This window comes from Lentzea sp. NPDC092896, from assembly GCF_044754905.1.
Classification (GTDB): Bacteria; Actinomycetota; Actinomycetes; order Mycobacteriales; family Pseudonocardiaceae; genus Lentzea.
The window spans coordinates 233,141-254,528 of record NZ_JBIVPX010000012.1; the positions used below are offsets into that span (position 1 = coordinate 233,141).

24 protein-coding genes are annotated in these 21,388 nt (G+C 68.8%); 10 read left to right on the plus strand and 14 right to left on the minus strand.

All coding sequences use genetic code 11. The features are described 5' to 3' along the window. Nucleotides 1-19 precede the first annotated feature (19 nt). Both sucB and lpdA read right to left on the minus strand, forming a co-directional pair. Nucleotides 20-1,762: a 2-oxoglutarate dehydrogenase, E2 component, dihydrolipoamide succinyltransferase gene (sucB, locus tag ACIQF0_RS42075; protein ID WP_401039600.1), complete on the minus strand. Its 1,743-nt coding sequence runs from the start codon at nucleotides 1,760-1,762 to the stop codon at nucleotides 20-22. Between the two features lie 51 nt (nucleotides 1,763-1,813). Continuing rightward, nucleotides 1,814-3,202: a dihydrolipoyl dehydrogenase gene (gene lpdA / locus ACIQF0_RS42080; RefSeq protein ID WP_401039603.1), complete on the minus strand. Its 1,389-nt coding sequence runs from the start codon at nucleotides 3,200-3,202 to the stop codon at nucleotides 1,814-1,816. 179 nt (nucleotides 3,203-3,381) lie between these two features. Here lpdA and ACIQF0_RS42085 point away from each other — a divergent pair, with 179 nt between their 5' ends. Continuing rightward, nucleotides 3,382-3,708 (plus strand): oxidoreductase, encoded by a 327-nt coding sequence (locus ACIQF0_RS42085; protein WP_360042387.1) that lies wholly within the window; start codon nucleotides 3,382-3,384, stop codon nucleotides 3,706-3,708. Here ACIQF0_RS42085 and ACIQF0_RS42090 read toward each other — a convergent pair. Both ACIQF0_RS42090 and ACIQF0_RS42095 read right to left on the minus strand, forming a co-directional pair. Continuing rightward, nucleotides 3,705-4,169, minus strand: coding sequence for an OsmC family protein (locus tag ACIQF0_RS42090; protein WP_360042390.1), 465 nt, complete (start codon nucleotides 4,167-4,169; stop codon nucleotides 3,705-3,707). The two genes, ACIQF0_RS42085 and ACIQF0_RS42090, sit on opposite strands and share 4 nt — an antisense overlap. A 38-nt stretch (nucleotides 4,170-4,207) precedes the next feature. Then, nucleotides 4,208-4,666, minus strand: a complete 459-nt coding sequence (locus tag ACIQF0_RS42095; protein ID WP_401039608.1) for a MarR family winged helix-turn-helix transcriptional regulator — start codon at nucleotides 4,664-4,666, stop codon at nucleotides 4,208-4,210. A 62-nt stretch (nucleotides 4,667-4,728) separates the two neighbouring features. On the opposite strand from ACIQF0_RS42095, the gene ACIQF0_RS42100 reads away from it, so the two are divergent. Further along, nucleotides 4,729-5,097 (plus strand): VOC family protein, encoded by a 369-nt coding sequence (locus ACIQF0_RS42100; protein WP_360042396.1) that lies wholly within the window; start codon nucleotides 4,729-4,731, stop codon nucleotides 5,095-5,097. A 257-nt stretch (nucleotides 5,098-5,354) separates the two neighbouring features. Here the strand turns inward: ACIQF0_RS42100 and ACIQF0_RS42105 are convergent, their stop codons facing one another. Then, complete coding sequence (locus tag ACIQF0_RS42105) at nucleotides 5,355-6,827, minus strand: leucyl aminopeptidase (protein ID WP_330270068.1); 1,473 nt, start codon at nucleotides 6,825-6,827, stop codon at nucleotides 5,355-5,357. A 200-nt stretch (nucleotides 6,828-7,027) separates the two neighbouring features. Here ACIQF0_RS42105 and ACIQF0_RS42110 point away from each other — a divergent pair, with 200 nt between their 5' ends. Beyond that, on the plus strand, nucleotides 7,028-8,275 hold the full coding sequence (locus ACIQF0_RS42110) for an APC family permease (protein ID WP_401039612.1): 1,248 nt from the start codon (nucleotides 7,028-7,030) through the stop codon (nucleotides 8,273-8,275). Here the strand turns inward: ACIQF0_RS42110 and ACIQF0_RS42115 are convergent. Beyond that, nucleotides 8,202-8,483, minus strand: a complete 282-nt coding sequence (locus tag ACIQF0_RS42115) for a hypothetical protein (protein ID WP_401039614.1) — start codon at nucleotides 8,481-8,483, stop codon at nucleotides 8,202-8,204. The genes ACIQF0_RS42110 and ACIQF0_RS42115 overlap by 74 nt on opposite strands. 92 nt (nucleotides 8,484-8,575) lie before the next feature. On the opposite strand from ACIQF0_RS42115, the gene ACIQF0_RS42120 reads away from it, so the two are divergent. Beyond that, nucleotides 8,576-9,664, plus strand: a complete 1,089-nt coding sequence (locus ACIQF0_RS42120; protein ID WP_401039617.1) for a branched-chain amino acid aminotransferase — start codon at nucleotides 8,576-8,578, stop codon at nucleotides 9,662-9,664. Here the strand turns inward: ACIQF0_RS42120 and cobS are convergent. The 3 genes from cobS to cobU are packed head-to-tail and all read right to left on the minus strand — an operon-like array spanning nucleotide 9,661 to nucleotide 11,979. After that, the gene (gene cobS, locus ACIQF0_RS42125) at nucleotides 9,661-10,362 is read right to left on the minus strand and encodes an adenosylcobinamide-GDP ribazoletransferase (protein ID WP_401039620.1); all 702 of its coding nucleotides are present in this window, start codon (nucleotides 10,360-10,362) and stop codon (nucleotides 9,661-9,663) included. The genes ACIQF0_RS42120 and cobS overlap by 4 nt on opposite strands. Nucleotides 10,363-10,372: 10 nt before the next feature. After that, the gene (cobT, locus tag ACIQF0_RS42130; protein ID WP_401039621.1) at nucleotides 10,373-11,431 is read right to left on the minus strand and encodes a nicotinate-nucleotide--dimethylbenzimidazole phosphoribosyltransferase; all 1,059 of its coding nucleotides are present in this window, start codon (nucleotides 11,429-11,431) and stop codon (nucleotides 10,373-10,375) included. Then, nucleotides 11,428-11,979 (minus strand): bifunctional adenosylcobinamide kinase/adenosylcobinamide-phosphate guanylyltransferase, encoded by a 552-nt coding sequence (cobU, locus tag ACIQF0_RS42135; protein WP_401039623.1) that lies wholly within the window; start codon nucleotides 11,977-11,979, stop codon nucleotides 11,428-11,430. Before cobU ends, cobT begins: the two co-directional genes overlap by 4 nt. A 16-nt stretch (nucleotides 11,980-11,995) precedes the next feature. Between cobU and ACIQF0_RS42140 the strand changes: the two genes are divergently transcribed. Beyond that, nucleotides 11,996-12,196 (plus strand): hypothetical protein, encoded by a 201-nt coding sequence (locus tag ACIQF0_RS42140; protein ID WP_360042420.1) that lies wholly within the window; start codon nucleotides 11,996-11,998, stop codon nucleotides 12,194-12,196. Here the strand turns inward: ACIQF0_RS42140 and ACIQF0_RS42145 are convergent. The 3 genes from ACIQF0_RS42145 to ACIQF0_RS42155 are packed head-to-tail and all read right to left on the minus strand — an operon-like array spanning nucleotide 12,193 to nucleotide 14,475. Beyond that, nucleotides 12,193-13,179: an aldo/keto reductase family protein gene (locus ACIQF0_RS42145; RefSeq protein WP_360042423.1), complete on the minus strand. Its 987-nt coding sequence runs from the start codon at nucleotides 13,177-13,179 to the stop codon at nucleotides 12,193-12,195. The genes ACIQF0_RS42140 and ACIQF0_RS42145 overlap by 4 nt on opposite strands. Before the next feature lie 33 nt (nucleotides 13,180-13,212). Further along, on the minus strand, nucleotides 13,213-13,845 hold the full coding sequence (locus ACIQF0_RS42150; protein ID WP_401039628.1) for a class I SAM-dependent methyltransferase: 633 nt from the start codon (nucleotides 13,843-13,845) through the stop codon (nucleotides 13,213-13,215). A 3-nt stretch (nucleotides 13,846-13,848) separates the two neighbouring features. After that, nucleotides 13,849-14,475, minus strand: coding sequence for a DUF3043 domain-containing protein (locus tag ACIQF0_RS42155; protein WP_360042428.1), 627 nt, complete (start codon nucleotides 14,473-14,475; stop codon nucleotides 13,849-13,851). 42 nt (nucleotides 14,476-14,517) lie between these two features. On the opposite strand from ACIQF0_RS42155, the gene ACIQF0_RS42160 reads away from it, so the two are divergent. Further along, a complete protein-coding gene (locus tag ACIQF0_RS42160; RefSeq protein ID WP_401039631.1) occupies nucleotides 14,518-15,564 on the plus strand; it encodes a glycerate kinase in 1,047 nt (348 codons plus the stop codon). A 174-nt stretch (nucleotides 15,565-15,738) separates the two neighbouring features. Further along, complete coding sequence (locus ACIQF0_RS42165) at nucleotides 15,739-16,107, plus strand: iron-sulfur cluster assembly accessory protein (RefSeq protein ID WP_030474606.1); 369 nt, start codon at nucleotides 15,739-15,741, stop codon at nucleotides 16,105-16,107. A 150-nt stretch (nucleotides 16,108-16,257) separates the two neighbouring features. Here the strand turns inward: ACIQF0_RS42165 and ACIQF0_RS42170 are convergent, their stop codons facing one another. After that, on the minus strand, nucleotides 16,258-16,431 hold the full coding sequence (locus tag ACIQF0_RS42170) for a hypothetical protein (protein WP_170176554.1): 174 nt from the start codon (nucleotides 16,429-16,431) through the stop codon (nucleotides 16,258-16,260). A 157-nt stretch (nucleotides 16,432-16,588) separates the two neighbouring features. Here ACIQF0_RS42170 and ACIQF0_RS42175 point away from each other — a divergent pair, with 157 nt between their 5' ends. Both ACIQF0_RS42175 and ACIQF0_RS42180 read left to right on the plus strand, forming a co-directional pair. Then, the gene (locus tag ACIQF0_RS42175) at nucleotides 16,589-17,521 is read left to right on the plus strand and encodes a carbohydrate kinase family protein (RefSeq protein ID WP_360042483.1); all 933 of its coding nucleotides are present in this window, start codon (nucleotides 16,589-16,591) and stop codon (nucleotides 17,519-17,521) included. Between the two features lie 7 nt (nucleotides 17,522-17,528). Beyond that, a complete protein-coding gene (locus tag ACIQF0_RS42180) occupies nucleotides 17,529-18,305 on the plus strand; it encodes a class I SAM-dependent methyltransferase (RefSeq protein ID WP_401039636.1) in 777 nt (258 codons plus the stop codon). 36 nt (nucleotides 18,306-18,341) lie between these two features. Here ACIQF0_RS42180 and asnB read toward each other — a convergent pair whose 3' ends face one another. Next, a complete protein-coding gene (asnB, locus tag ACIQF0_RS42185; RefSeq protein WP_401039638.1) occupies nucleotides 18,342-20,270 on the minus strand; it encodes an asparagine synthase (glutamine-hydrolyzing) in 1,929 nt (642 codons plus the stop codon). Between the two features lie 181 nt (nucleotides 20,271-20,451). Here asnB and coxB point away from each other — a divergent pair, with 181 nt between their 5' ends. Continuing rightward, on the plus strand, nucleotides 20,452-21,384 hold the full coding sequence (gene coxB, locus ACIQF0_RS42190) for a cytochrome c oxidase subunit II (RefSeq protein ID WP_401039641.1): 933 nt from the start codon (nucleotides 20,452-20,454) through the stop codon (nucleotides 21,382-21,384). Nucleotides 21,385-21,388: the final 4 nt, after the last annotated feature.

The following is a 21,388-nucleotide window of genomic DNA, read 5'->3' on the forward strand; positions in this document are numbered from 1 at the left end:
TCAGTGCTGGTAACGCGGGTCAGAGACCGAGGTCGGCCTCGAACGCGCCTTCCTCGAGACGGTTCTTGACCGTCGTGAGGAAGCGGCCCGCGTCGGCACCGTCGACCAGGCGGTGGTCGTAGGTGAGCGCGAGGTACATCATCGAGCGGATCGCGATGGTGTCGCCGCCGTCCTCGTCGGTGATGACGACCGCGCGCTTCTTGACGACGCCGACTCCCAGGATGCCGACCTGCGGCTGCTGGATGATCGGGGTGTCGAAGAGCGCGCCGTTGCTGCCGAGGTTGGTCAGCGAGAACGTGCCGCCGGCGAGCTCGTCGGGCGTGAGCTTGTTCGAGCGGGCACGCGCCGCCAGGTCACCGATCTTGTGGGCGATGCCCGACAGGTTCAGGTCACCGGCGTTGTGGATCACGGCGTTGAGCAGGCCGCGCTCCGTGTCGATCGCCAGACCGAGGTGCTCGGCACCGTGGTAGGTGACCTCCTTGCGCTCCTCGTCGATCGACGCGTTGAGCACCGGGTGGGCCTTGAGGGCCTCGATGGCGGCCTTGGCGAAGAACGGCAGGAACGTGAGCTTGGCGCCCTCACGAGCCTCGAACGCCTTCTTGGCCTGGTTGCGCAGCCGGGCGATCTTGGTCACGTCGACCTCGAACACCTGGGTGAGCTGGGCCGACATCTGCAGCGACTCACGCGTGCGCTGCGCGACGATCTGACGCAGGCGCGGGAGCTTCTGCACGGTGCCGCGCTTGCCCGAGTTGTCGACCGACGCCGGGGCGGCGGTGCGAGCGGCGGGGGCGGACGCGGCGGGAGCGGCGGCGGCCGGTGCCGGAGCCGGGGCCTTCTTGGCCTCGACGGCGGCGAGCACGTCCTGCTTGCGGATGCGGCCACCGACGCCGGTGCCCTTGAGGGAGCCCAGGTCGATGCCGTTCTCCGACGCGAGCTTGCGCACGAGCGGAGTGACGTACGGCGAGCCGTTCGCGTCGTCGGAAGAAGAAGACGCGGCGGGCGCGGCGGCCGGAGCGGCCTGCGGAGCCGGGGCGGCCGGAGCCGGAGCGGGTGCCGGGGCAGCCTGCTGCGGGGCCGGAGCCGGAGCGGCCTGCTGGGGCGCCTCCTGCTTCGGTTCGGGCTTGGTCTCCGGGGCGGGAGCGGACTGCGCGGGGCTGCCCGAACCGATGACGGCGAGCTTGCCGCCGACCTCGACGGTCTCGTCCTCACCGGCGCTGATCTCGAGCAACGTGCCCGCGACCGGCGACGGGATCTCGGTGTCGACCTTGTCGGTCGAGACCTCGAGCAGCGGCTCGTCGACCTCGACGCTGTCGCCGACCTGCTTGAGCCAGCGGGTGACGGTGCCCTCGGTGACGGACTCGCCGAGCGCGGGCATCGTGACGTCGGTGCCCTCGGCCGAACCACCGGACGGCGCGGCCGGGGCCGGAGCCTCTTCCTGTGCCGGGGCGGGAGCGGCAGGAGCCTCTTCCTTCGCGGGGGCCGGAGCCTCCTGCGCGGGAGCGGGCTCGGCAGCCGGTGCGGCGTCGCCGTCACCGATGACCGCGAGCTCGCCACCGACCTCGACGGTGTCGTCCTCCTGCGCGACGATCTTCTGCAGGACGCCGGCCGCCGGGGACGGGATCTCGGTGTCGACCTTGTCGGTGGAGACCTCGAGCAACGGCTCGTCCACCTCCACCCGGTCGCCTTCCTGCTTCAACCACCGGGTGACCGTGCCCTCGGTGACGCTCTCACCGAGTGCGGGCATCTGGACGGAGAAGGCCATTGTTCGCTGACTCCTCGTGCTCTCGTGTGGCTGACTTTGTGTGGGGAACGGTCAGCCGTGCACGTGCAGCGGCTTGCCGGCCAGGGCGAGGAACGCCTCGCCGAGGGCTTCAGTCTGGGTCGGGTGGGCGTGGATCAACGGAGCCACGTCCTCCGGGTAAGCCTCCCAGCTGTAGATCAGCTGTGCTTCACCGATGAGCTCGCCGACGCGTTCGCCGACCATGGTGACGCCGACGACCGGGCCGTCGGGGGCCTTGACGAGCTTCACGCCACCAGCGGTCTTGAGGATCTGGCTCTTGCCGTTGCCCGCGAGGTCGTAGACGAAGACCTCGGCCGAGCCGTACTTCTCCTTGGCCGCGGCCTCGGAGAGACCGACGGAGGCGACCTCGGGCTTGCAGTAGGTGACGCGCGGGATGCCCGCCTCGTCGATCACCTTCGGGTTCTGGCCGGCGATCTCCTCGGCCACGAAGATGCCCTGCTGGAAACCGCGGTGCGCGAGCTGCAGGCCGGGGACGATGTCGCCGACGGCGTAGACGTTCGGCAGGTTCGTGCGCAGGCGCTCGTCGGTGATGACGAAGCCGCGGTCGATCGTGATCCCGGCCTCCTCGTAGCCGTGACCCGCGCTGTTCGGGCCGCGGCCGACCGCGACGAGCAGCAGGTCGGCGTCGAGGACGTCGCCGTTCTCCAGCGTGATCGACACACCCGAGTCGGACTGGGTGGCGCCGGTGAACTTCACACCGGTCTTGAACTTGATGCCGCGCTTGCGGAACGCGCGCTCCAGCTGCTTGGACGCGTACTCGTCCTCGGCCGGGACCAGGCGGGGCAGGGCCTCGACGATGGTCACGTCGGCGCCGAACGAACGCCACACGCTCGCGAACTCCACACCGATGACGCCGCCGCCCAGGACGACGACCTTCTCCGGGATGAAGTCCAGGTTGAGCGCCTGGTCGCTGGTGATGACCCGGCCGCCGATCTCCAGACCGGGCAGGCTGCGGGCGTACGAACCGGTCGCGAGAACGACGTTCTTGCCGGTGTAGCGCTGGCCGTTCACCTCGACGGTGTTCGGGCCGACGAACGTGCCCGCGCCCTCGACGAGGGTGACCTTGTTGGCCTTCGCGAGTCCCTGCAGGCCCTTGTAGAGCCGCGAGATCACGCCGTCCTTGTACGAGTTGACGCCGGCGATGTCGATGCCCTCGAGCGAGCTCTTCACACCGAACTGGTCGCCTTCGCGGGCGTTGTCCGCCACCTCGGCCGCGTGCAGCAGCGCCTTGGTCGGGATGCAACCGCGATGCAGGCAGGTGCCACCCAGCTTGTCCTTCTCGACCAGGACGACGGACAGGCCGAGCTCGGCCGCGCGGAACGCGCAGGCGTAGCCACCTGAACCACCGCCGAGGATGACGAGATCGGCGTTGGTGGCCGACTCCAGTTCCGGCGAAGTCACTTCGGATCTCCTCGGGATTACTTACTACGCGCGGGTGCGCGCGAGGTACGCGGCCATCTTGTCACTAGTTGCCGGAGCGCGGTGATCCGGCATAGGACACCACGCCCGGCTCTGATCATTCACCTACTCATAACACCCTTACCTGGCACCATGGTGGAGGGAAGCGCAGGAGGTGCCCGATGGGGCTGTTCGATCGTTTTCGCAGGAAGCCGCGCGCAGGTGTGCTGCGGACCGCTTCCAACCAGGACACGAGCCACCTCGAACAGTGGACGAAGAGCCGCCACGGCGTCGAGGCCTATGTGGAGCCGAAGACCACGGTGACCGAGACCACTGTGGTCCTGGTCGCTCACGACGGCGAGTGGACCCGGCGCCGGGTGCCGTCGCCGGACGCCGCGCGGTCGTTCGCACGCAAACTCGGCATGCCGATCTACGACGCGGGCATCGTGGGTTACCCGAAGCGCATGCGCGACTACACCGCGCGAAAAAAGGCTTCCGGCGAACTCTAAATCCTCACGACCGGCTCGTGCCGAACGGGGAAATTGACGCTCGCCGCGATGAAGCACATCGAATGCGCTTTCTCGTGCAACGCCTGCGCCGTCTCCTTGGTCGCGGGATCGGCGACGGTCACGACGGGGTTGAGCACCACCTCGGTGAACCGCCCGGACCCGTCCGAGTGCTCGGCCATGACGCCGGTGGCGTGGTCGCGGTAGCCGGTCACGACGACGCCGTTGACCGACGCGAGGTGCAGGTACCAGAGCATGTGGCACTGCGAGAGCGACGCGACGAGCAACTCCTCGGGGTTGTACCGGCCGCGGTCACCCCGGAACGACGGATCGGACGACCCGAGGATCGTCTCCTTGCCCTCGACCCGGACCTCGTGCGCGCGTTCGTAGGACTTGTACCCGGAAGTCCCGCTCCCGGTGTTCCCGGTCCAGACGACGTCGGCCTCGTACTGATGCGTCCCCATGTGGAAATACTCCACCCGCCGGGCCTCGCGGCACAGCCCTACGCGCCGTCACTGCCGTCGCGCAGGGAATGGATCATCCCCCGCAGGATCCGGAAAGCGTTCGCCTGCTCGGCCTCCGTCAGCTCGCCCAGCATCCTGACCTCGACGGACCGGACCGCCGCGGACGCGGCCTCGAGGCTCCGCCGCCCGCGAGGCGTGAGCCGCGTGGGAAGAACCTTCCCGACGGGTGCCGCCGCGGGCCTGGTCACGTAGCCGTCCCGTTCCAGGGCCTGGAGCAGCACGCTCATCGACTGCCGCGTGACGAACGCGCCCCGCGCGAGCTCGGAGTTCGACAGACCCGGCCGCTGCGCCAGCAGTTCGAGGCAGGAGTAGTGCGTGACGCTCATCCCGAGCGGCCGCAGCACCTCCTCCATGGCGGCGCGGAGCACGCTCGACGCCTCTTTCAGCAGGTAGCCCAGTGACGTCTCCAGGTCGACGCCGGCACCGTCTTGACTCATGTCAGTATTCTGACATAGCGTGGTCCGTGTCAGAATACTGACACGACAGAAGGAGCGTCATCATGGCCGCCACGGGCCCCGACTTCATCTCGCTGCAAGCGCGCGACCTCGACGCCTCCCGGGCGTTCTACGAGCAGTACCTCGGCCTCGTCCGCTCGCCGACCGGACCTCCGCACGCCGTCGTCTTCGAGACGAAGCCGATCGCGTTCGCCCTCCGCGACGTCGTTCCCGGCACCGATCTCGCCTCCGTCGCCCAGCCCGGCATCGGCGCCGCGATCTGGTTCCACGCCACCGACGTCCAGGCCGTCCACGACGCCCTCGCCGCCGACGGCCACCCCATCGTCTCCGCGCCGATCGACGGCCCTTTCGGCCGCACGTTCACCTTCGCCGACCCCGACGGCTACCACGTCACGCTCCACGACCGCGCCTGACGAGCAAATGCCCGCAAGCCCTTCTTCGCGCTTCTCGCCGAAATAGCAGGCCGTCATCGCGAAAGCCCGCGCGGCGTCATTTCGCCCGCCCGTCGACGCCCCTGCTTGAGTGCCCTTGCAACGACACGTTTGCGGACGAAGTCAAAAGACTCGTTGCAAAGGGGCTGTTCAACGACGTCGGAGCAACTGATATATCGGCTGCAACGCAACGGGCGGAGCTCCCGAAGGAGCTCCGCCCGTTGTGCGGAAAGAATTGCTCAGCCGTTGGCGGCGATATCCGCCAGAACAGCCGCGATGGTCCGCACCGGAACGCCGGTGCCGCCCTTCGAGGTGTATCCGTACGGGCCACCCGTGTGGAATGCCGGGCCCGCGATGTCGATGTGCGCCCACTGCACGCCCTCGGCCACGAACTCGCGCAGGAACAGCCCGGCGGCGAGCATGCCGCCCCAGCGGTGCCCGGTGACGTTCGCGAGGTCCGCGAGACGCGAGTCGAGGTCCGCGCGCAGCTCCTCGGGCAGTGGCATCGCCCACGCCGACTCGCCGACGGCGGTGCCGATGGCGGCCACGCGGTCGCGGAACTCGTCGGAGCCCATGACGCCCGAGGTGCGCTTGCCGAGGGCGACGACCTGCGCGCCCGTCAGCGTCGCGGTCTCGATCAGGTAGTCGGGGTTGTCCTCGCACGCGCGCACGATGGCGTCCGACAGGATCAGGCGGCCCTCGGCGTCGGTGTTGAGCACCTCGACGGTCTTGCCGCCGTACATGGTCAGCACGTCGCCGGGGCGGTACGCGTCACCGGACGGCATGTTCTCCGCCATCGGGATCGACGCGATGATCTCCAGCGGGTACTTGAGCTTCGCGGCGAGCACCATAGTGGCGACGATCGCGGCGGCACCCGACATGTCCGAGGTCATCTCGTCCATGCCCGCGGCCGGCTTGATCGAGATGCCGCCGGTGTCGAACGTGATGCCCTTGCCGACGAGCGCGACCTTCTTGACGGCCTTCGTGCCCTTGTACGAGATGCGCACGAGGCGCGGCTGGCGCGTCGAACCGACGCCGACACCCAGGATGCCGCCGAAGCCCTGCTTCTTCAGCGCCTTCTCGTCGAGGATCTCGACGTCGAGACCGGCCGCGGTGGCGAGCTTCTCCGCGCGGGCGGCGAACGAGGCGGGGTAGAGGTCGTTCGGCGGCGTGTTGATGAAGTCACGCGCGATGGCGACGGACTCGGCGATCGCGACGGCGGCCTTCAGCGCGGCCTTGTTCTCCTTGGAACCGGCGGCGTGCAGGTCCACCTTCACGACCGGGCCCTCGCCCTTGTCGGACTTGTACTCGGTGAACGAGTAGGCGCCGAGCAGCGTGCCCTCGGCCGCCGCACCGACGTGCAGGGCGGCGAGCGTGTTGATCGCGCGCTTCTTGCCGCCCAGCGCGCGGGCGGCGACACCGGACGCGCGGCGCACCTGCTCTTCACCGGCGGTCTTGCCGAGGCCGACGGCCAGCACGAGCGGGGCGGCGATCTTGCCGAACGTCGGCACCTTCACGAGCTCGTCGGCCTTGCCGGACGCGCGCAGGGTGCCGAGCACGTCGAGCAGCGCGCCGTCGAACGCGGCGGCGACAGCTTCGGCACCGGGGGCGAGCTCCAGACCGTCCGCACCCTGCAGGGTGCCCACGACGACTGCGTCCGCGGCGGTGGTGCTCAGGTCACCCTCGGTGAGGGCCAGCTTCGGGGCTGTCACGTGCTGCTCCAGGGTTGTTGCGGGCGGGGCTCGGAATCGTGACTCATGCTAAAGGTCGGACTGTCCCACTAATGCCCAGCCCCGCCACGATCGCCGCAATCCGTGACGTTGACAGTTGCGCACAGTGGCGATTCGCCCGTTTCACGCATCAGTCGACCGGGTGGTTACGGCCGGATGCCGCATCTGAGAACGTGTACCCCGTGACCCACACGCCTCGCGAGATCGTCACGACGGTCGCGCTCGGTCTTCCCGCGGTGCTCGGAGCGGGGGTCTTCGCCGGATTCGCCCCAGCCGCAGGACTTGCGGGCTGGTGGGTGCTCCCGGCGCTGGCCGTCTCCGCGCTCGCCGCCCTCTGCTCGGCCTTCTCGACCGCCGACCAGTCCCGCGCCTACCCGGACGTCGGCGGCGGTTACGGATACGTGCGCGCGCAGCTCGGAGTGTGGCCCGCACGGATGACAGCGAGTGCACACCTTCTGGGGCGGTGCGCCATGGCGGCCGCGGTGGCGTCGATGTTCGGCGCGTACGTGGTGCCGGACCAGCCGATGATCGGCGCGCTTGCCCTGGTCGTCGCGACGGCGTTGCTCGGCGCGGTCGGCTTCCGCTTCACCTCGGGCGTCAGCGTGCTGGTGTCCGTGGTCGTCCTCGGCGTGCTGGCGCTGGTCGTCGCGGCGAGCTTCTCGATCGCGCCCGTGCCGTCGGTGGGGGAGACCGGCACCCCCAACGAACTCGTCGGCGTCGCCGGCCTGATGTTCATGGCCTTCGCCGGCTTCGAGCGCATCACCGCGCCGCACCGCGGTGAGCGACCGCGCCCGGTGTCCGTGCTGAAGATCGCGATTCCGGTCCTGATCGGACTGTCGTTCGTGGTCTATCTGGCCGTGGGCGCCGGTGTGCTCCGTCAGCTCGGCAGCGCGCGCCTCGCGTTGTCGCCGGCCCCGTTGCGCGACGCGCTCGTCGCTGCGGACTCGGCCGCGCTGGTGCCGCTCGTGCAGATCGCCGCGGCGGTGGCAGGTGTGGCCGCTCTGCACTTCGTCCTCACGTCCGCGCACCGCACGCTGACCGGTCTGGCCGAGGACGGCGACCTGCCGACCCGCCTCAAGCCCGGCGCGCTGACGCTCGTCGTGGTCGCCGCTTCCGCACTCGCCGTGGTGCTCATGCCGTTGGGGACGGCACTGGGCGTGGCGGCGTGCGGGACGTTGTTCTACTACGCCTTCACGAACGCGTCGGCTCGAGTCCTGCTGCAGAACGACCGCACGTGGCCGATGCGCACGGCCTGTCTCGGACTCGGGCTCTCGGTGCTGCTCGCCATGAGCATGCCGGTGCCCGCGATGCTGATCTCCATCGCGGGACTGGGCATCGGCACCGGGCTCATCGGCCTCACGTCGTCCCTGAGAGCGTCACTGAAAGAAAAACGAGCAGCGTCACCGCAACACACACCGCAAGCCCGATGACGCGGCCGTTGTTGTTGGGACCGTTCTTGGTGATGCCGTGGTAGCCGGCCAGGAAGACGACCACTAGGAACACCGCGACGACGATGCCCCCGACGCCGCCGAGAACCCAGGCGTCCAGGAACGTCATGCCGGTGCCCAGGACGAGCAGCGCGGCCTGCAGGACGGTGCGGACGTCGGACCCTGCTGAAGATCTTTCCGGCTCGGTCATGGCCGGTGACTCTATCGAGCTTCACTTAGTAGGACGTCCGAGTTTTGGGAAGACGATTTTCCGTATCCCCACCTGCGGGTTACCGTGCTCACATGACGAGCGAGTTGCCTTTCACCCGGACTCCCCACCCGCACCCGGCGACCCCGGAGCGCGTAGCGGAGGTACTTGCCAAGCCGGGCTTCGGGCAGCACTTCACCGACCACATGGTGACGATCCGCTGGAACCGCGAGCAGGGCTGGCACGACGCTGAGGTCGGCCCGTACTCCACCCTCGCACTGGACCCCGCGGCAATGGTGCTGCACTACGGCCAGGCGATCTTCGAAGGGCTCAAGGCCTACCGGCAGCCCGACGGTTCGATCGCGTCCTTCCGCCCCGCGGCCAACGCCGAGCGCTTCCGCGCCTCGGCCCGCCGCATGGCGATGCCCGAACTTCCCGACGAGCTCTTCCTGGAGTCCGTGCGGCAGATCCTCGCGGTCGACGACCGCTGGGTGCCCTCGGCCGAGGAGGAGTCCCTCTACCTGCGGCCGTTCATGATCTCCACGGAGAAGGGCCTCGGCGTGCGACCCGCGACCGAGTACCTCTACGTGCTGATCGCCTCCCCGGCCGGCTCCTACTTCGCGAGCGGCGTCCGGCCGGTGAGCGTGTGGCTCTCGACCGAGTACGTCCGCGCGGCTCCCGGTGGCACCGGCGCGGCCAAGTTCGCCGGCAACTACGCCGCGTCCCTCGTGGCGCAGGCGCAGGCCGCCGAGAAGGGCTGCGACCAGGTCGTCTGGCTCGACGCGGTGGAACGCCGCTGGGTCGAGGAGATGGGCGGCATGAACCTGTTCTTCGTCTTCGGGGACAAGGTGATCACGCCGGAGCTGACCGGCACGCTGCTGCCCGGCATCACCCGGAGCTCGCTGCTGGAACTGGCCTCCGAACTCGGCCTGACCGTCGAGGAGCGCCGCATCTCGACCGACGAGTGGGAGAAGGCCAACGCCTCCGGTGAGCTCACCGAGGTCTTCGCCTGTGGCACGGCCGCCGTCATCACGCCGGTCGGCCACGTCAAGCACGCCGGTGGCGAGTTCGACATCGCCGACGGCGGCACCGGCTCGGTGACGAAGCAGCTGCGCGAGCGCCTGACCGGCCTCCAGCACGGCCACGTCGCCGACACCCACGGCTGGATGACCAAGCTCGGTTAAGCGATCACCAGCACGGCCAGAAGCGCGATTTCGGCGGCAGCACCGAGCACATCACCGGTGATGCCGCCGAAACGCTTTCCGGTGTGCTTCACCAGCAGCCACACGAGCGCGAACGCGGCGACGACGGCGACGACCGCGCGCCACCCGAGCGGAATCGCCGCAGCGGCGAGCACCACCCACGTGCCGATGACCATCAACGGATGCTGCGTGCCCGCAACGAGCGCACCGAGCCCCTCGGGCCGTGCCGCAGGCACGCCACGCATGCAACAGATGCCGAACGCTGCCCGGCTCGTCGCGAACGCGAGCAGCACGACACCCCAGTGAGCGTGGGGGAGTGCGGCGGCCTGCGCGCCCAGCACCACGATCAGCGAGACGACGCCGAACGGCCCCGCGCCGCCGTCCTTCATGACCTTGAGCGCACGCTCCGGCGGCCCGTAGCAACCGAGCCCGTCAGCGACGTCGGCGAGCCCGTCGAGGTGCATACCGCGTGTCGACAGCGCGACGACGCCGACGACCAGGAACCCGGCCACGAGCGCCGATATATCGGATATCGCCAGCAGCTTGAGCACACCGACGACGAACGCGCCGATGACGACGCCGACGACGGGCGTCCAGGCAATGGCCCGTCCTGCCGCTCGCTCGTCGACGTCGTCGACGCGCAACGGCAGGACCGTCAGCCAGGAGAACGCCAGTTTCAAGGGCGGAGCTTCATTCCTTGTTCGTGATGCCGGCGCTCTCGAACGTCGCCATCTCCGCGAGCACCTTCACCGCCGAGATCAGCAACGGCAGCGCCGCCACGGCACCGGACCCCTCGCCGAGCCGCATCTCGAACTGCAGCAGCGGCTTCAGGTTGAGATGCCCGAGTGCGATCGCGTGCGCGGGCTCGGCCGACTCGTGCCCGGCCACCCACCACTCACGAGCACCCGGCGCCAACTCCTCGGCCACGACAGCCGCCGCGCCGACGACGACGCCGTCGAGCACGACCGGCGTCTTGCGCACGGCGGCCTGTGCCAGGAACCCGGCCATCGCGGCGATGTCGGCGCCACCGGCCGTGGCGAGCAACGCGGTCGGGTCGCTGATCACCAGGCGGGCCCGGCGCAGCGCGTCCCGGATCGCCGCCGTCTTGCGCATCCAGGCCTGGTCGTCGATGCCGGTGCCGCGTCCGACGACCGCGACGGGCTCCGACCCGGTCAGCGACGCGATCAGCACGGCGGCGGGCGTCGTGTTGCCGATGCCCATGTCACCGGCGACGAGCACGTCGGCGCCCGCGTCGACCTCCTCGTCGGCCACCGCGCGGCCGGCCGCGATCGCGAGCTCGCACTGCTCACGGGTGAGCGCGTCCTCGCGGTCGATCGACCCGGACGAGCGCCGCACCTTGTGCTGACTGACCGCGGCCGGGGTGTCCGCGTCGACGGCCATGTCGACCACGCGCACCGTGGCACCCGCGACCTGCGCGAGCACGTTCACGGCGGCGCCGCCGGTCAGGAAGTTCGCGACCATCTGGCCGGTCACCTCGCTGGGGAACGCCGACACGCCCTGGGCGGTGATGCCGTGGTCGCCCGCGAACACGACGACCCGCGGCCGCACGAACGGCTTGGGCGGCACGACGCCCTGGCAGGCCGCGATCCAGTTGCCCAGCTCCTCGAGCCGTCCGAGCGAGCCGACCGGCTTGGTCAGCACCGCGTGCCGGGCCTCGGCCTCGCGCAGAACGGTCTCGTCCGGCGGTTCGACCGGCGGGAACTCGGTGCTCACCTGGTCACTCCTCATCGCAGTTTCAACGGGATGCCGGCGACGAGCAGGGTGACCTCGTCGCACACCTCGGCGACGCGCGCGTTGAGCGCACCGAGGTGATCTCGGAAGAGCCTGCCAGAACGCGTCGACGGAATGACGCCGAGGCCGACCTCCGCCGTCACCAGCACCAGTCGTGCCCGGCACGTCGCGACCGAACGCACGATCGCGTCGATGTGATGCGCGACCACGTCACCGCTGGTTTCGTGCTGGGCGCCTTCCCACGCGTTGGCGTCGTCCAGCACGCCGACCAGCCACGTCGACAGGTCGTCCACCAGGATCGGCGGGTCCTCGTACTGGGTGGCGGTGAGCAGGGCCGGCAGATCGGCAGGAGCCGACGCCTCGACCGTGTGCCAAGTGGACGGACGCCGCGCGACGTGCAGCGCGATGCGTGCGTCCCAGTCCGGGTCGTCCGGATATCTGCGCGCGGTTGCGACGTAGGTCACGGTCGCCTCGGTGAGCAGACCTTCCGCGTGCGCTGACTTGCCTGACCGCGCTCCGCCGAGCACGAGCGTCCGAGATGACAAGAGTTAGCCTTCGTCCGTGGAATACCGTTGGCGCTACCAGGATGCACACGGACGCGACGTCGCGGGCCCGGATGTGACGTTCGCCGAGCAGACCGAGGCCGAGGACTGGTTCAACGCCGAGTGGCGTGACCTGCTCGACGCCGGGGTCGACCAGGTCACGCTGCTGCGCTCGGAATCCGAGGTGTACGGCCCGATGAGCCTCCACCCAGCCGGTTAGCCCTGGGCGGTGAGGCGGGGGTCGTCGGTGATGACGCCCTCGAGGACCTTGTCGATCTGGGTGAGCACGTCGTCATCGAGCTCGATGTCGATGGCCTTGACGTTCTCGAAGACCTGCTCCGGACGCGACGCGCCGATGATCGCGGACGCGACGTTCGGGTTCTTCAGCACCCACGCGACGGCGAGCTGCGCCAGCGTGATGCCCGCTTCCTCGGCGATCGGCTTGAGCTGCTGAACGGCGTTGAGCACGTCGTCCCGCATCCAGCGCGCGATCATCTGCGACCCGCGCGCGTCGGCCAGGCGCGACCCCTCCGGCACCTCGGCGCCCGGCAGGTACTTGCCGGTCAGGATGCCCTGCGCGACGGGGGAGAAGACGATCTGGCTCAGTCCCTCGCGCTCGCACGCCGGGATGACCTGCGGCTCGATCACGCGCCACAACATCGAGTACTGCGGCTGGTGCGACACGAACGGGACGTTCAGCTCACGGGCCAGCGCGGCACCGCGGGTGATCTGCTCGGCGGTCCACTCGGAGACGCCGACGTAGAGGACCTTGCCCTGGCGGACGAGGTCGGCGAACGCCAGCATCGTCTCCTCGAGCGGGACGCTGTAGTCGAACCGGTGCGCCTGGTACAGGTCGACGTAGTCGGTCTGCAGCCGCTTCAGCGACGCGTTGGCCGACTCCATGATGTGCTTGCGGCCGAGCCCGCGGTCGTTGGGGCCGCCGGGACCGGTTGGCCAGTAGACCTTGGTGAGGATCTCGAGCGACTCGCGCCGCTGACCCTGCAGCGCCCGGCCGAGCACCGACTCCGCGGCGGTGTTGGCGTAGACGTCGGCGGTGTCGAAGGTCGTGATCCCCGACTCCAGCGCCGCCTTCACACAGGCGTGGGCCTGGTCCTCTTCGACCTGGGAACCGTGCGTGAGCCAGTTGCCGTACGAGATCTCACTGATGGACAGGCCGCTGCGGCCCAGTCGACGGAACTTCATACATCCGAGCTTAAACCGAAATCGTTCGTGCTGCTAATGAACTTCGGGCGCGTGCCACACCATGGAATACCGCCAGAACAGGTGCCTCCGCACGCGTGCGCCGGGCACGATTTCCGCCGCGGCCGCGCGGATCTCCGGCAACGTCGGCGCCGTCATCACCATCGGCATCTCGGGGTCGTGGGGCTTGCCACCGGTGCCGTTGATCGCTTTGAGCAGACCGACAACGGCGTTCGCCGGCAACGTCACGAACTCCATCGCGTGGTCTGATCGCGTCGCGGTCAGGTAGAGCCCGATGACGACGAGCGTGCCGCCGGGCTTGGTCAGCTCGGCGAGCCGGGCGAGGCCTTCGCGCAACGGCAGGTGGTGCAGGCTCGCCTCGGCGGTGACGACGTCGTAGCGACCCAGGTCGTGGGTGAGGACGTCGCCGTGGATCCAGTTGACCCGATCGCTGCCGGCGCTCGCGCGTTCGATCATGCGCGCGTTCGCGTCAATCGCGGTGACCTCGCCGGCCTTCAGCGATCGAGCCAGATCACCCAGGCCGCAGCCGACGTCCAAGGCCGAATCGACCCCGGACGGCAACTGCCGGAGCAGCCAGCGGCGGTACCACTCGTTGTGGTTCCACCGCAGCTTCTCCGGCAGCTGAAGCTTGCGCAATTGCTGACGCACTCTCTACTTGATGGCGTCGCCCGGCTTCACGCGCGGCTTGGGCACGCGCAACTTGCGGATCTGGCTCGCGCGGATGAACGAGTACCAGCCGATCGACAGGCCCTTGATCGGCTCGGTCGGGAACTTCGCCCGCACCTTGCGCGTGACGAGGCGGCCGAGCACGAAGCCCTCGATGATCATCGCGATCAGCATGAACGTCGTCGCCAGCGTCGCGTACCGCTGCACGGCCAGCGACGGCGTCAGCAGCGCCACGAACACCAGGACGGCGAGCGGCATGAACAGGCCCATGAGGTTGCGCCGCGAGTCGACGAGGTCGCGGATGTACGCCTTCACCGGACCTCGGTCGCGCGGCAGCAGGTACTTGTCGTCGCCCGCCATCATGCGCTGACGACGCTCGGTGGCCGCCGCACGGCGGTCTTCCTTGCTCACCTTGTTGCCGCGCATGCGCTTGAACGCCTCGCGCTGCGTGCGGGGCGGCGGCGGCACCGGACCGGAACGCCTGCCCTGGGCCTCACGCCGCTTGGGCGTGGGCCTGCCCTTGCCCGCGGAGCGGTTGGAGTCGGTGGCCTCGTCGGCCGACTCGGTGGCCGGGGCATCGGTATCAGCGGCGTTGCGACGCAGGAACCTCACAACGACAGGGTAGGACAGTGGTTCTTCTGTACCTTTCGCGAGGTGCGCGTACTCATCGCTCCGGACTGCTTCGGCGGCACCCTGACCGCCCGCGAGGCCGCTGACGCCATCGCCACCGGCTGGCACGACGCCAAGCCCGACGACGTCGTCACCCAACGCCCGCTGGCCGACGGAGGCCCCGGCTTCGTCGACGTCCTGCACGCCGCGACCGAAGGTGACATCCGATATATCACCGTCACCGGCCCGCTCGGCGAACCTGTCGAGGCACGCTGGCTCAGCGTGCATGCGAACGGTCGACGTGTTGCATACATCGAGTCCGCCGAAGCTTGCGGCCTCCACCTCATCCCCGCGGACCTCCGCGCGCAGTCCTGCGAGACGGCGACAACGCGAGGCGTCGGCGAACTCATCGCGGCAGCTGCGGATGACAACGATGTCATCACGGTAGGCCTCGGCGGCTCCGGCACGACCGACGGCGGCGCCGGCATGCTCGCCGCCCTGTTCGATGCGGGGTCGGACGCGGGCGTCGACCTCACTGATATATCGCTGGTGGCCGCGTCCGACGTGGAGAACCCGCTCCTCGGCCCGCACGGCGCCGCGCGCACGTTCGGCCCGCAGAAGGGCGCGTCCCCGGAAGCCGTGGAACGCCTCGAAGCGAAGCTCGCCGCCATGGACGTCCTCAAGCCGGTAGCCGACATGTCGGGCGCCGGAGCGGCGGGCGGCCTGGGCGCGGCGCTCCTCTCGCTGGGCGCGACGGTGACGTCCGGCGCGGGCCTCGTCCGCGAACTCACCGGCCTCGACGCCGCCCTCGACGACGCCGACGTCGTCCTCACCGGCGAAGGCAGCTTCGACTGGCAGTCACTGCGCGGCAAGCTCATCACCGCCGTCGCCTCGGGCGCCGCCGAACGAGGCATCCCGTGCATCGCCGTCGCGGGCCAGGTCAGCGTCGGCCGCCGCGAGATGGGCGCCGCCGGCGTCCAGGCCGCCTACTCGGTGTCCGAGCACGTCGGCTCTGTGCAAAAGTCGATTGCGGACGCCCGCAAAAGTCTCATTGCAACGGCCCGGCACGTGGCCACGCAGTGGTCTCGTTGATAGCCGCACCTCGGGGCGCACTGATATATCGGTTGGCTTGAGCGTGGTCTACGTGACAGTCGACACTTGAGGCGACGTGGCCCGTCGTTGTGGGACCATGGGAAGTGGAACAAGGCGGGGAACGCCCGTGTTGTTGATGGGTGAACCGCCCGCAAAGGACCTCTTAGGAGAGCCATGACGACCGCTCAGGATGCCGCTTCGACCACTGAGGCGCCCAGCCACGGCGTGACGCTGACCGATGCGGCCGCCGTCAAGGCGAAGGCGCTGCTCGACCAGGAGGGCCGCGATGACATGCACCTGCGCATCGCCGTCCAGCCCGGTGGTTGCGCCGGCCTTCGTTACCAGCTGTTCTTCGACGAGCGTGCGCTCGACGGTGACGCGATGGTCGACTTCAACGGCATGAAGGTCGCCGTCGACCGCATGAGCGCCCCGTACGTCGAAGGTGCTGTCATCGACTTCGTGGACACGATCGAGAAGCAGGGCTTCACGATCGACAACCCGAACGCCGGCGGGTCCTGCGCCTGCGGCGACTCGTTCCACTAAGGCGAACACGCGGAGAGGCCGCGTTCCCGCATCGACGGGAACGCGGCCTCTCCGTGTGTGGACCAGGAAATCTGCCAGGTATGACCCGGACAGACTGAGAAGCCGGTAGGTAGACCCAGAAAAGTCAGACCCAGAAGTCAGACCCAGAAGTCAGACGCCGTATTCGGCGAGGCCTTCGACCTGGTGGGCGCACCGCTCGTCGACCTGCCAGGGCGCGGCGTCGCGCGGGGCGGGAAGGGGGTGCTCGGGGTGGGTCAGAGCGAAGGGGAGCTGCGCGCAGTCCTCGATCAGTTCACTCATCGTGGTCGCCTCTGGGATCGTCACCTTCTGACCGTATGACGGCGGTCTGACCTGCGGTAGCCCTACCAAACAGTAGTCTTCACAGCGGTACTCGTCCGGGTGAGTTGTCACGTAGCGCAACAAGAAAAGAGGAGCCGACGTGCCCCTAGCCGTGTGCGGCAGCATCGCGACCGACCATCTGATGCACTTTCCGGGTCGTTTCGCGGACCAGCTGGTCGCGGAGCGTCTCGACCGCGTGTCGCTGAGCTTCCTGGTCGACGACCTCGTAGTCCGGCGTGGTGGCATCGGCGCGAACATCGCGTTCGGCCTCGGTGTGCTCGGGGTGCGGCCGGTGCTCGTGGGCGCCGTCGGCCAGGACTTCGACGACTACCGCTCGTGGCTCGAGCGGCACGGTGTCGACACGTCCGGCGTGTACGTGTCCGAGGTCGCGCACACCGCGCGGTTCGTCTGCACGACGGACGACGACATGTGCCAGATCGCGTCCTTCTACGCCGGTGCGATGGCCGAGTCGCGCAACATCGAGCTCGCGCCGATCGCGAACCGCGTCGAGAACCTCGAACTCGTCATCATCAGCCCCGACGACCCCGCGGCGATGCTCCGTCACGCCGACGAGTGCCGTCAGCGCGGCTACAAGTTCGCCGTCGACCCGTCGCAGCAGCTCGCCCGCATGGACGGCGAGCAGGCGCGTGCGTTCGTCGAGGGCGCCGAGTACCTCTTCAGCAACGACTACGAGTGGGAACTGCTGCTGCAGAAGACCGGCTGGACCGAGGCCGACGTCCTCGCCCGCGTCGGCAAGCGCGTCACCACGCTCGGTGCCAAGGGCGTCGAGATCGTCGACCGCGACGGTTTCTCGCTGCACGTCCCCGCCGTTCCCGAGGTCGCGAAGACCGACCCGACCGGTGTCGGCGACGGTTTCCGCGCGGGCTTCCTGGCCGGCATCACCGCGGGCCTGAGCATCGAACGCGCTGCTCAGCTCGGCTCGTTCATCGCCGTCGAGGTGCTCGAGACCGTGGGCACGCAGGAGTGGGTGATCGAGCGCGAGTCGGCTCTCGCTCGCATTCGTGGCGCGTTTGGTGCGGAAGCCGCTGAGGAGATCGCTCCCGTCCTGCCATGATCGGACAATGGGGACGTACCTGTTCGGCGACACCGGTGAGTCGCTCGATCCGAAGTTCGACGCGCTGAGCTCTCTGCTCGACGCGGGCACGTTCGCCCGCGTCGAGCAGCTGGGTGTGGCGGACGGCTGGCGCTGCCTCGAAGTCGGAGGTGGTGGCGGGTCGGTGGCGAACTGGCTCGCCGACGTCGTCGCTCCGTCCGGGCACGTGACAGTCACCGACATCGACGTCACCCGGCTCGAGGAACGCGACAATGTCACCGTTCTGGAGCACGACGTAGTATCCAATATATTGCCCGGCAACGCGTTCGACCTGGTCCACGCCCGCCTGGTGCTCTTCTACCTCCCCGCCCGCGACCTCGTGTTGCGCAAGCTGCGCGACTCGCTGCGTCCCGGCGGATGGCTCGTGCTCGAGGAGTTCGACTGCCTCCCGCTCGAAGTCCTCTCCACCGGGCCGTCGTCGGGTCCCGAGGACGCGAAGCTGATCATGCGGGTGAAGAACGCCCTGCTGACACTGCTCGACCACGCGGGGGCCGAACTGGCGTGGGGCGCGCGCATCGAGAGGGCGCTGCACGACGCCGGCCTGAACGACGTCAGCGGCTCCCGCGAGGTGCGGGAGTGGGAGGGCGGTTCCGCGGGATGCCGCCTGCTCGCCGCGACCGCGCGGCTGATGCGCGCGAAGCTCCCGCTCACCGACGACGAGTTCGCCCGCTACCTGGAACTGATGGCGTCCCCGGACACCGTCGTCAGCTCGTACGCGATCTGCAGTGCTCAGGGACGTCGCTGAAACGAGAAGGGCCCCTCCGGAGAGGGGCCCCAACCGCTAGAGCTTGACCGGGTAGTGCGGCTCCGGCACCACCGGCTGGATGCGGCCCTCGACGAAGATGCCGTGCCAGATCATGAACACCAGCAGTGCCCAGATGCGGCGGCTGTGGTCGAGCACGCCGGAGCGGTGCTCCTCGATCAGCCGCAGCACCGCGGACTTGTCGATGTACTGGTCGGTCTGCGACGTGCGCACGATGTCGACGGCCCAGTCGTGCATCTCGTCCTTGAGCCAGTGCCGGATCGGCACCGGGAAGCCGAGCTTGCGGCGGTTCAGCACGTGCGCCGGCACGATGTCGCGGATCGCCTTGCGCAGCGCGAACTTCGTGGTGTCCTTCGTGATCTTCAACTCACTCGGGATCTGCGACGCGATCTTGAAGACCTCGGGGTCGAGGAACGGGACGCGCAGCTCCAGCGAGTTCGCCATGGTCATCTTGTCGGCCTTGACCAGGATGTCCCCGCGCAGCCACGTGAACAGGTCGACGTGCTGCATGCGCGTGACCGGGTCCCAGTTGCGCGACTCGCGGTACGGCTGGGCCGTCGCGTCCATGTGGGACACCGCCGGGTCGTACGTGCGCAACACCTGCCGCAGGTGGTCGTCGAGGAAGATGCGCGCGTTGCCGTAGTAGCGCTCCTCCAGCGTCAAAGCCCCGCGACGCAGCAGGTCCTTGCCGCGCACGCCGTGCGGGATCTTCGTGGAGACCTTGCCCATCGCCTTGCGCAGCGCGCCCGGCACCTTCTCGAACCCCGCCAGCGACAACGGCTCGCGGTAGATCGTGTACCCGCCGAAGAGCTCGTCCGCGCCCTCGCCGGACAGGACGACCTTCACGTGCTGACGCGCCTCACGGGCGATGAACCACAACGGCACCAGCGCCGGGTCGGCCACCGGGTCGTCGAGGTACCAGGTGATCAACGGCAGGGAGTCCATCATCTCCTGCGCGCTGACCGTGCGGACCACGTGCTTCACGCCGATCAGCGCGGCGGACTCCGCGGCCACGTCGACCTCGGAGAACCCCTGCCGCTCGAACCCCGTGGTGAACGTGATCAGGTCCGGGTTGTGCTCCTTGGCCAGCGCCGCGACCACCGTCGAGTCGATGCCGCCCGACAGGAACGAGCCGACCGTCACGTCCGCGCGCATGTGCTTGGCGACCGAGTCGCGCAGCGCGGCGGCGATCTCGTCGTAGAGCGCGTCGGCCTCGCCCTCGCTGCGGACCGTGCGGACCTTGAAGTTCGCCGGGAAGTACCGCTCGAACCTCGGCGACTCGCCCGGGACCAGCGTGAACGAGTGGCCGGACTCGACGCGGTAGATCTGGTCGTGCAGCGACGCGGGCTCCGGCACGTACTGCAGCGTGAGGTAGTGCTGCAGCCCCTTGACGTTCATCTTCGGGGCGATGCCGATCGTGGAGGCGATCTCCAGCAGGAGCTTCTTCTCGCTGGCGAACGCGACGCCGCTCTGACCCTGCGCCCAGTACAGCGGCTTGATGCCGAACGGGTCGCGGCCGCCGAACACGATGTCGCGCTCGGAGTCCCAGATCATGAACGCGAACATGCCGCGCAGCCTCGTGATCGCCGCGGGACCGAAGTAGTGGTAGGCGGCGACGATGGTCTCGGTGTCGCCGTCGGTGTGGAAGACCGCGCCGTGCTTCTCGGTGAGCTCCGCGCGCAGTTCCAGGTAGTTGTAGATCTCGCCGTTGAAGTTGATCGTGTACCGGCTCGGCGACTCCGCCGGACCCCAGGTCAACGGCTGGTGGGAGTGCTCGATGTCGATGATGGCGAGCCGGTTGAAGCCGAACACGACCTCGTCGACCCGCCTGGTGCCGCTCTCGTCCGGGCCGCGGTGCCGCATGCAGCGCAGCGCCGCCTCCATGGCCGGGCGCGCGTTCTCGGCCTCGTTCTCGCTAGGGCATACAAGTCCTGCCAGGCCGCACAAGGCTCTCGCACCTCTCAAGAAACACGAAGGGGAAGACCACGGGGAAGTCCTCAGTATGCCGAAGGGCCTCTGTGTGACCGAAACTGCACCGCAGCGGCGGTGCCCCCAAGGGGTGAGCGCCGTTGCGCTGGGCTACGCTCCCGCTTGATCCGTTGGCATGGAACGAGGAGGCGGGCGAGCAGTGGGCCTGAAGGAGGGCACCAGGGCATCCCGGCTGGTGAAGACCGCTGGGCTGGTAGGCCTGGTCGGCGTCGGGGCCACCGGTTGCTCCACGGACGAGGTGCTGCGCTTCGGATGGCCGCAGGCCGTCACGCCGCAGGCCGAGAAGATGCGCGAGCTCTGGACCTGGTCCGTGGTCGCCGCGCTCGTCGTCGGCGTCATCGTGTGGGGCCTGATCCTGTGGTCGGTGGTGTTCCACCGCAAGAAGTCGGAGGAGCTGCCGCGTCAGACGGCGTACAACCTCCCGCTGGAGATCGTGCTCATCGTCGTGCCGACGGTGATCGTGGCGGTGTTGTTCTACTTCACCGCCGTCACGCAGAACTACGTCACGGACAAGTCGGGCAAGCCCGACGTCAACGTCGACGTGATCGCGTTCCAGTGGAACTGGGAGTTCCAGTACCCGGACCACAAGACCGAAGAGGGCAACGTCGTCAGCACGGTCGGCACCTCGGGCGAAGTCCCGATCATGGTGCTGCCGGCCGGCAAGCGCATCCAGTTCACGCTGCGCTCGACGGACGTCATCCACTCGTTCTTCGTGCCGGAGTTCCACTTCAAGCGGGACGTCTTCCCGATGCCGGAGAAGAACAACCAGGACAACGTCTTCCAGATCGACCAGATCGACCGTCCTGGCGCGTTCGTCGGCCGTTGTGCCGAGCTCTGCGGCTCGTACCACGCGGTGATGAACTTCGAGGTCCGCGCCCTTGAGGAAGCCGACTTCGAGAAGTACATCGAGCTGCGCAAGCAGGTCAACGAGAAGACAGGCAAGCCGTACACCACGGCCGAAGCCCTCTCTCAGGTGAACTGTGACAAGTGGTGTTCGCCGCTTGCCACGACGACCACCCCGTTCAACACCGACCGGACGGCGCGCGAAGCCTCCGGTGCGGGCCAGAAGTAGGGAA

Coding starts and splice junctions, on each gene's coding strand:
- sucB (WP_401039600.1), bottom strand. CDS start 1,762: ATGGCCTTCTCCGTCCAGATGCCCGCACTCGGTGAGAGCGTCACCGAG.
- ACIQF0_RS42085 (WP_360042387.1), top strand. CDS start 3,382: ATGGGGCTGTTCGATCGTTTTCGCAGGAAGCCGCGCGCAGGTGTGCTG.
- ACIQF0_RS42090 (WP_360042390.1), bottom strand. CDS start 4,169: ATGGGGACGCATCAGTACGAGGCCGACGTCGTCTGGACCGGGAACACC.
- ACIQF0_RS42095 (WP_401039608.1), bottom strand. CDS start 4,666: ATGAGTCAAGACGGTGCCGGCGTCGACCTGGAGACGTCACTGGGCTAC.
- ACIQF0_RS42100 (WP_360042396.1), top strand. CDS start 4,729: ATGGCCGCCACGGGCCCCGACTTCATCTCGCTGCAAGCGCGCGACCTC.
- ACIQF0_RS42115 (WP_401039614.1), bottom strand. CDS start 8,483: ATGACCGAGCCGGAAAGATCTTCAGCAGGGTCCGACGTCCGCACCGTC.
- ACIQF0_RS42120 (WP_401039617.1), top strand. CDS start 8,576: ATGACGAGCGAGTTGCCTTTCACCCGGACTCCCCACCCGCACCCGGCG.
- cobT (WP_401039621.1), bottom strand. CDS start 11,431: ATGAGGAGTGACCAGGTGAGCACCGAGTTCCCGCCGGTCGAACCGCCG.
- ACIQF0_RS42145 (WP_360042423.1), bottom strand. CDS start 13,179: ATGAAGTTCCGTCGACTGGGCCGCAGCGGCCTGTCCATCAGTGAGATC.
- ACIQF0_RS42165 (WP_030474606.1), top strand. CDS start 15,739: ATGACGACCGCTCAGGATGCCGCTTCGACCACTGAGGCGCCCAGCCAC.
- ACIQF0_RS42175 (WP_360042483.1), top strand. CDS start 16,589: ATGCACTTTCCGGGTCGTTTCGCGGACCAGCTGGTCGCGGAGCGTCTC.
- ACIQF0_RS42180 (WP_401039636.1), top strand. CDS start 17,529: ATGGGGACGTACCTGTTCGGCGACACCGGTGAGTCGCTCGATCCGAAG.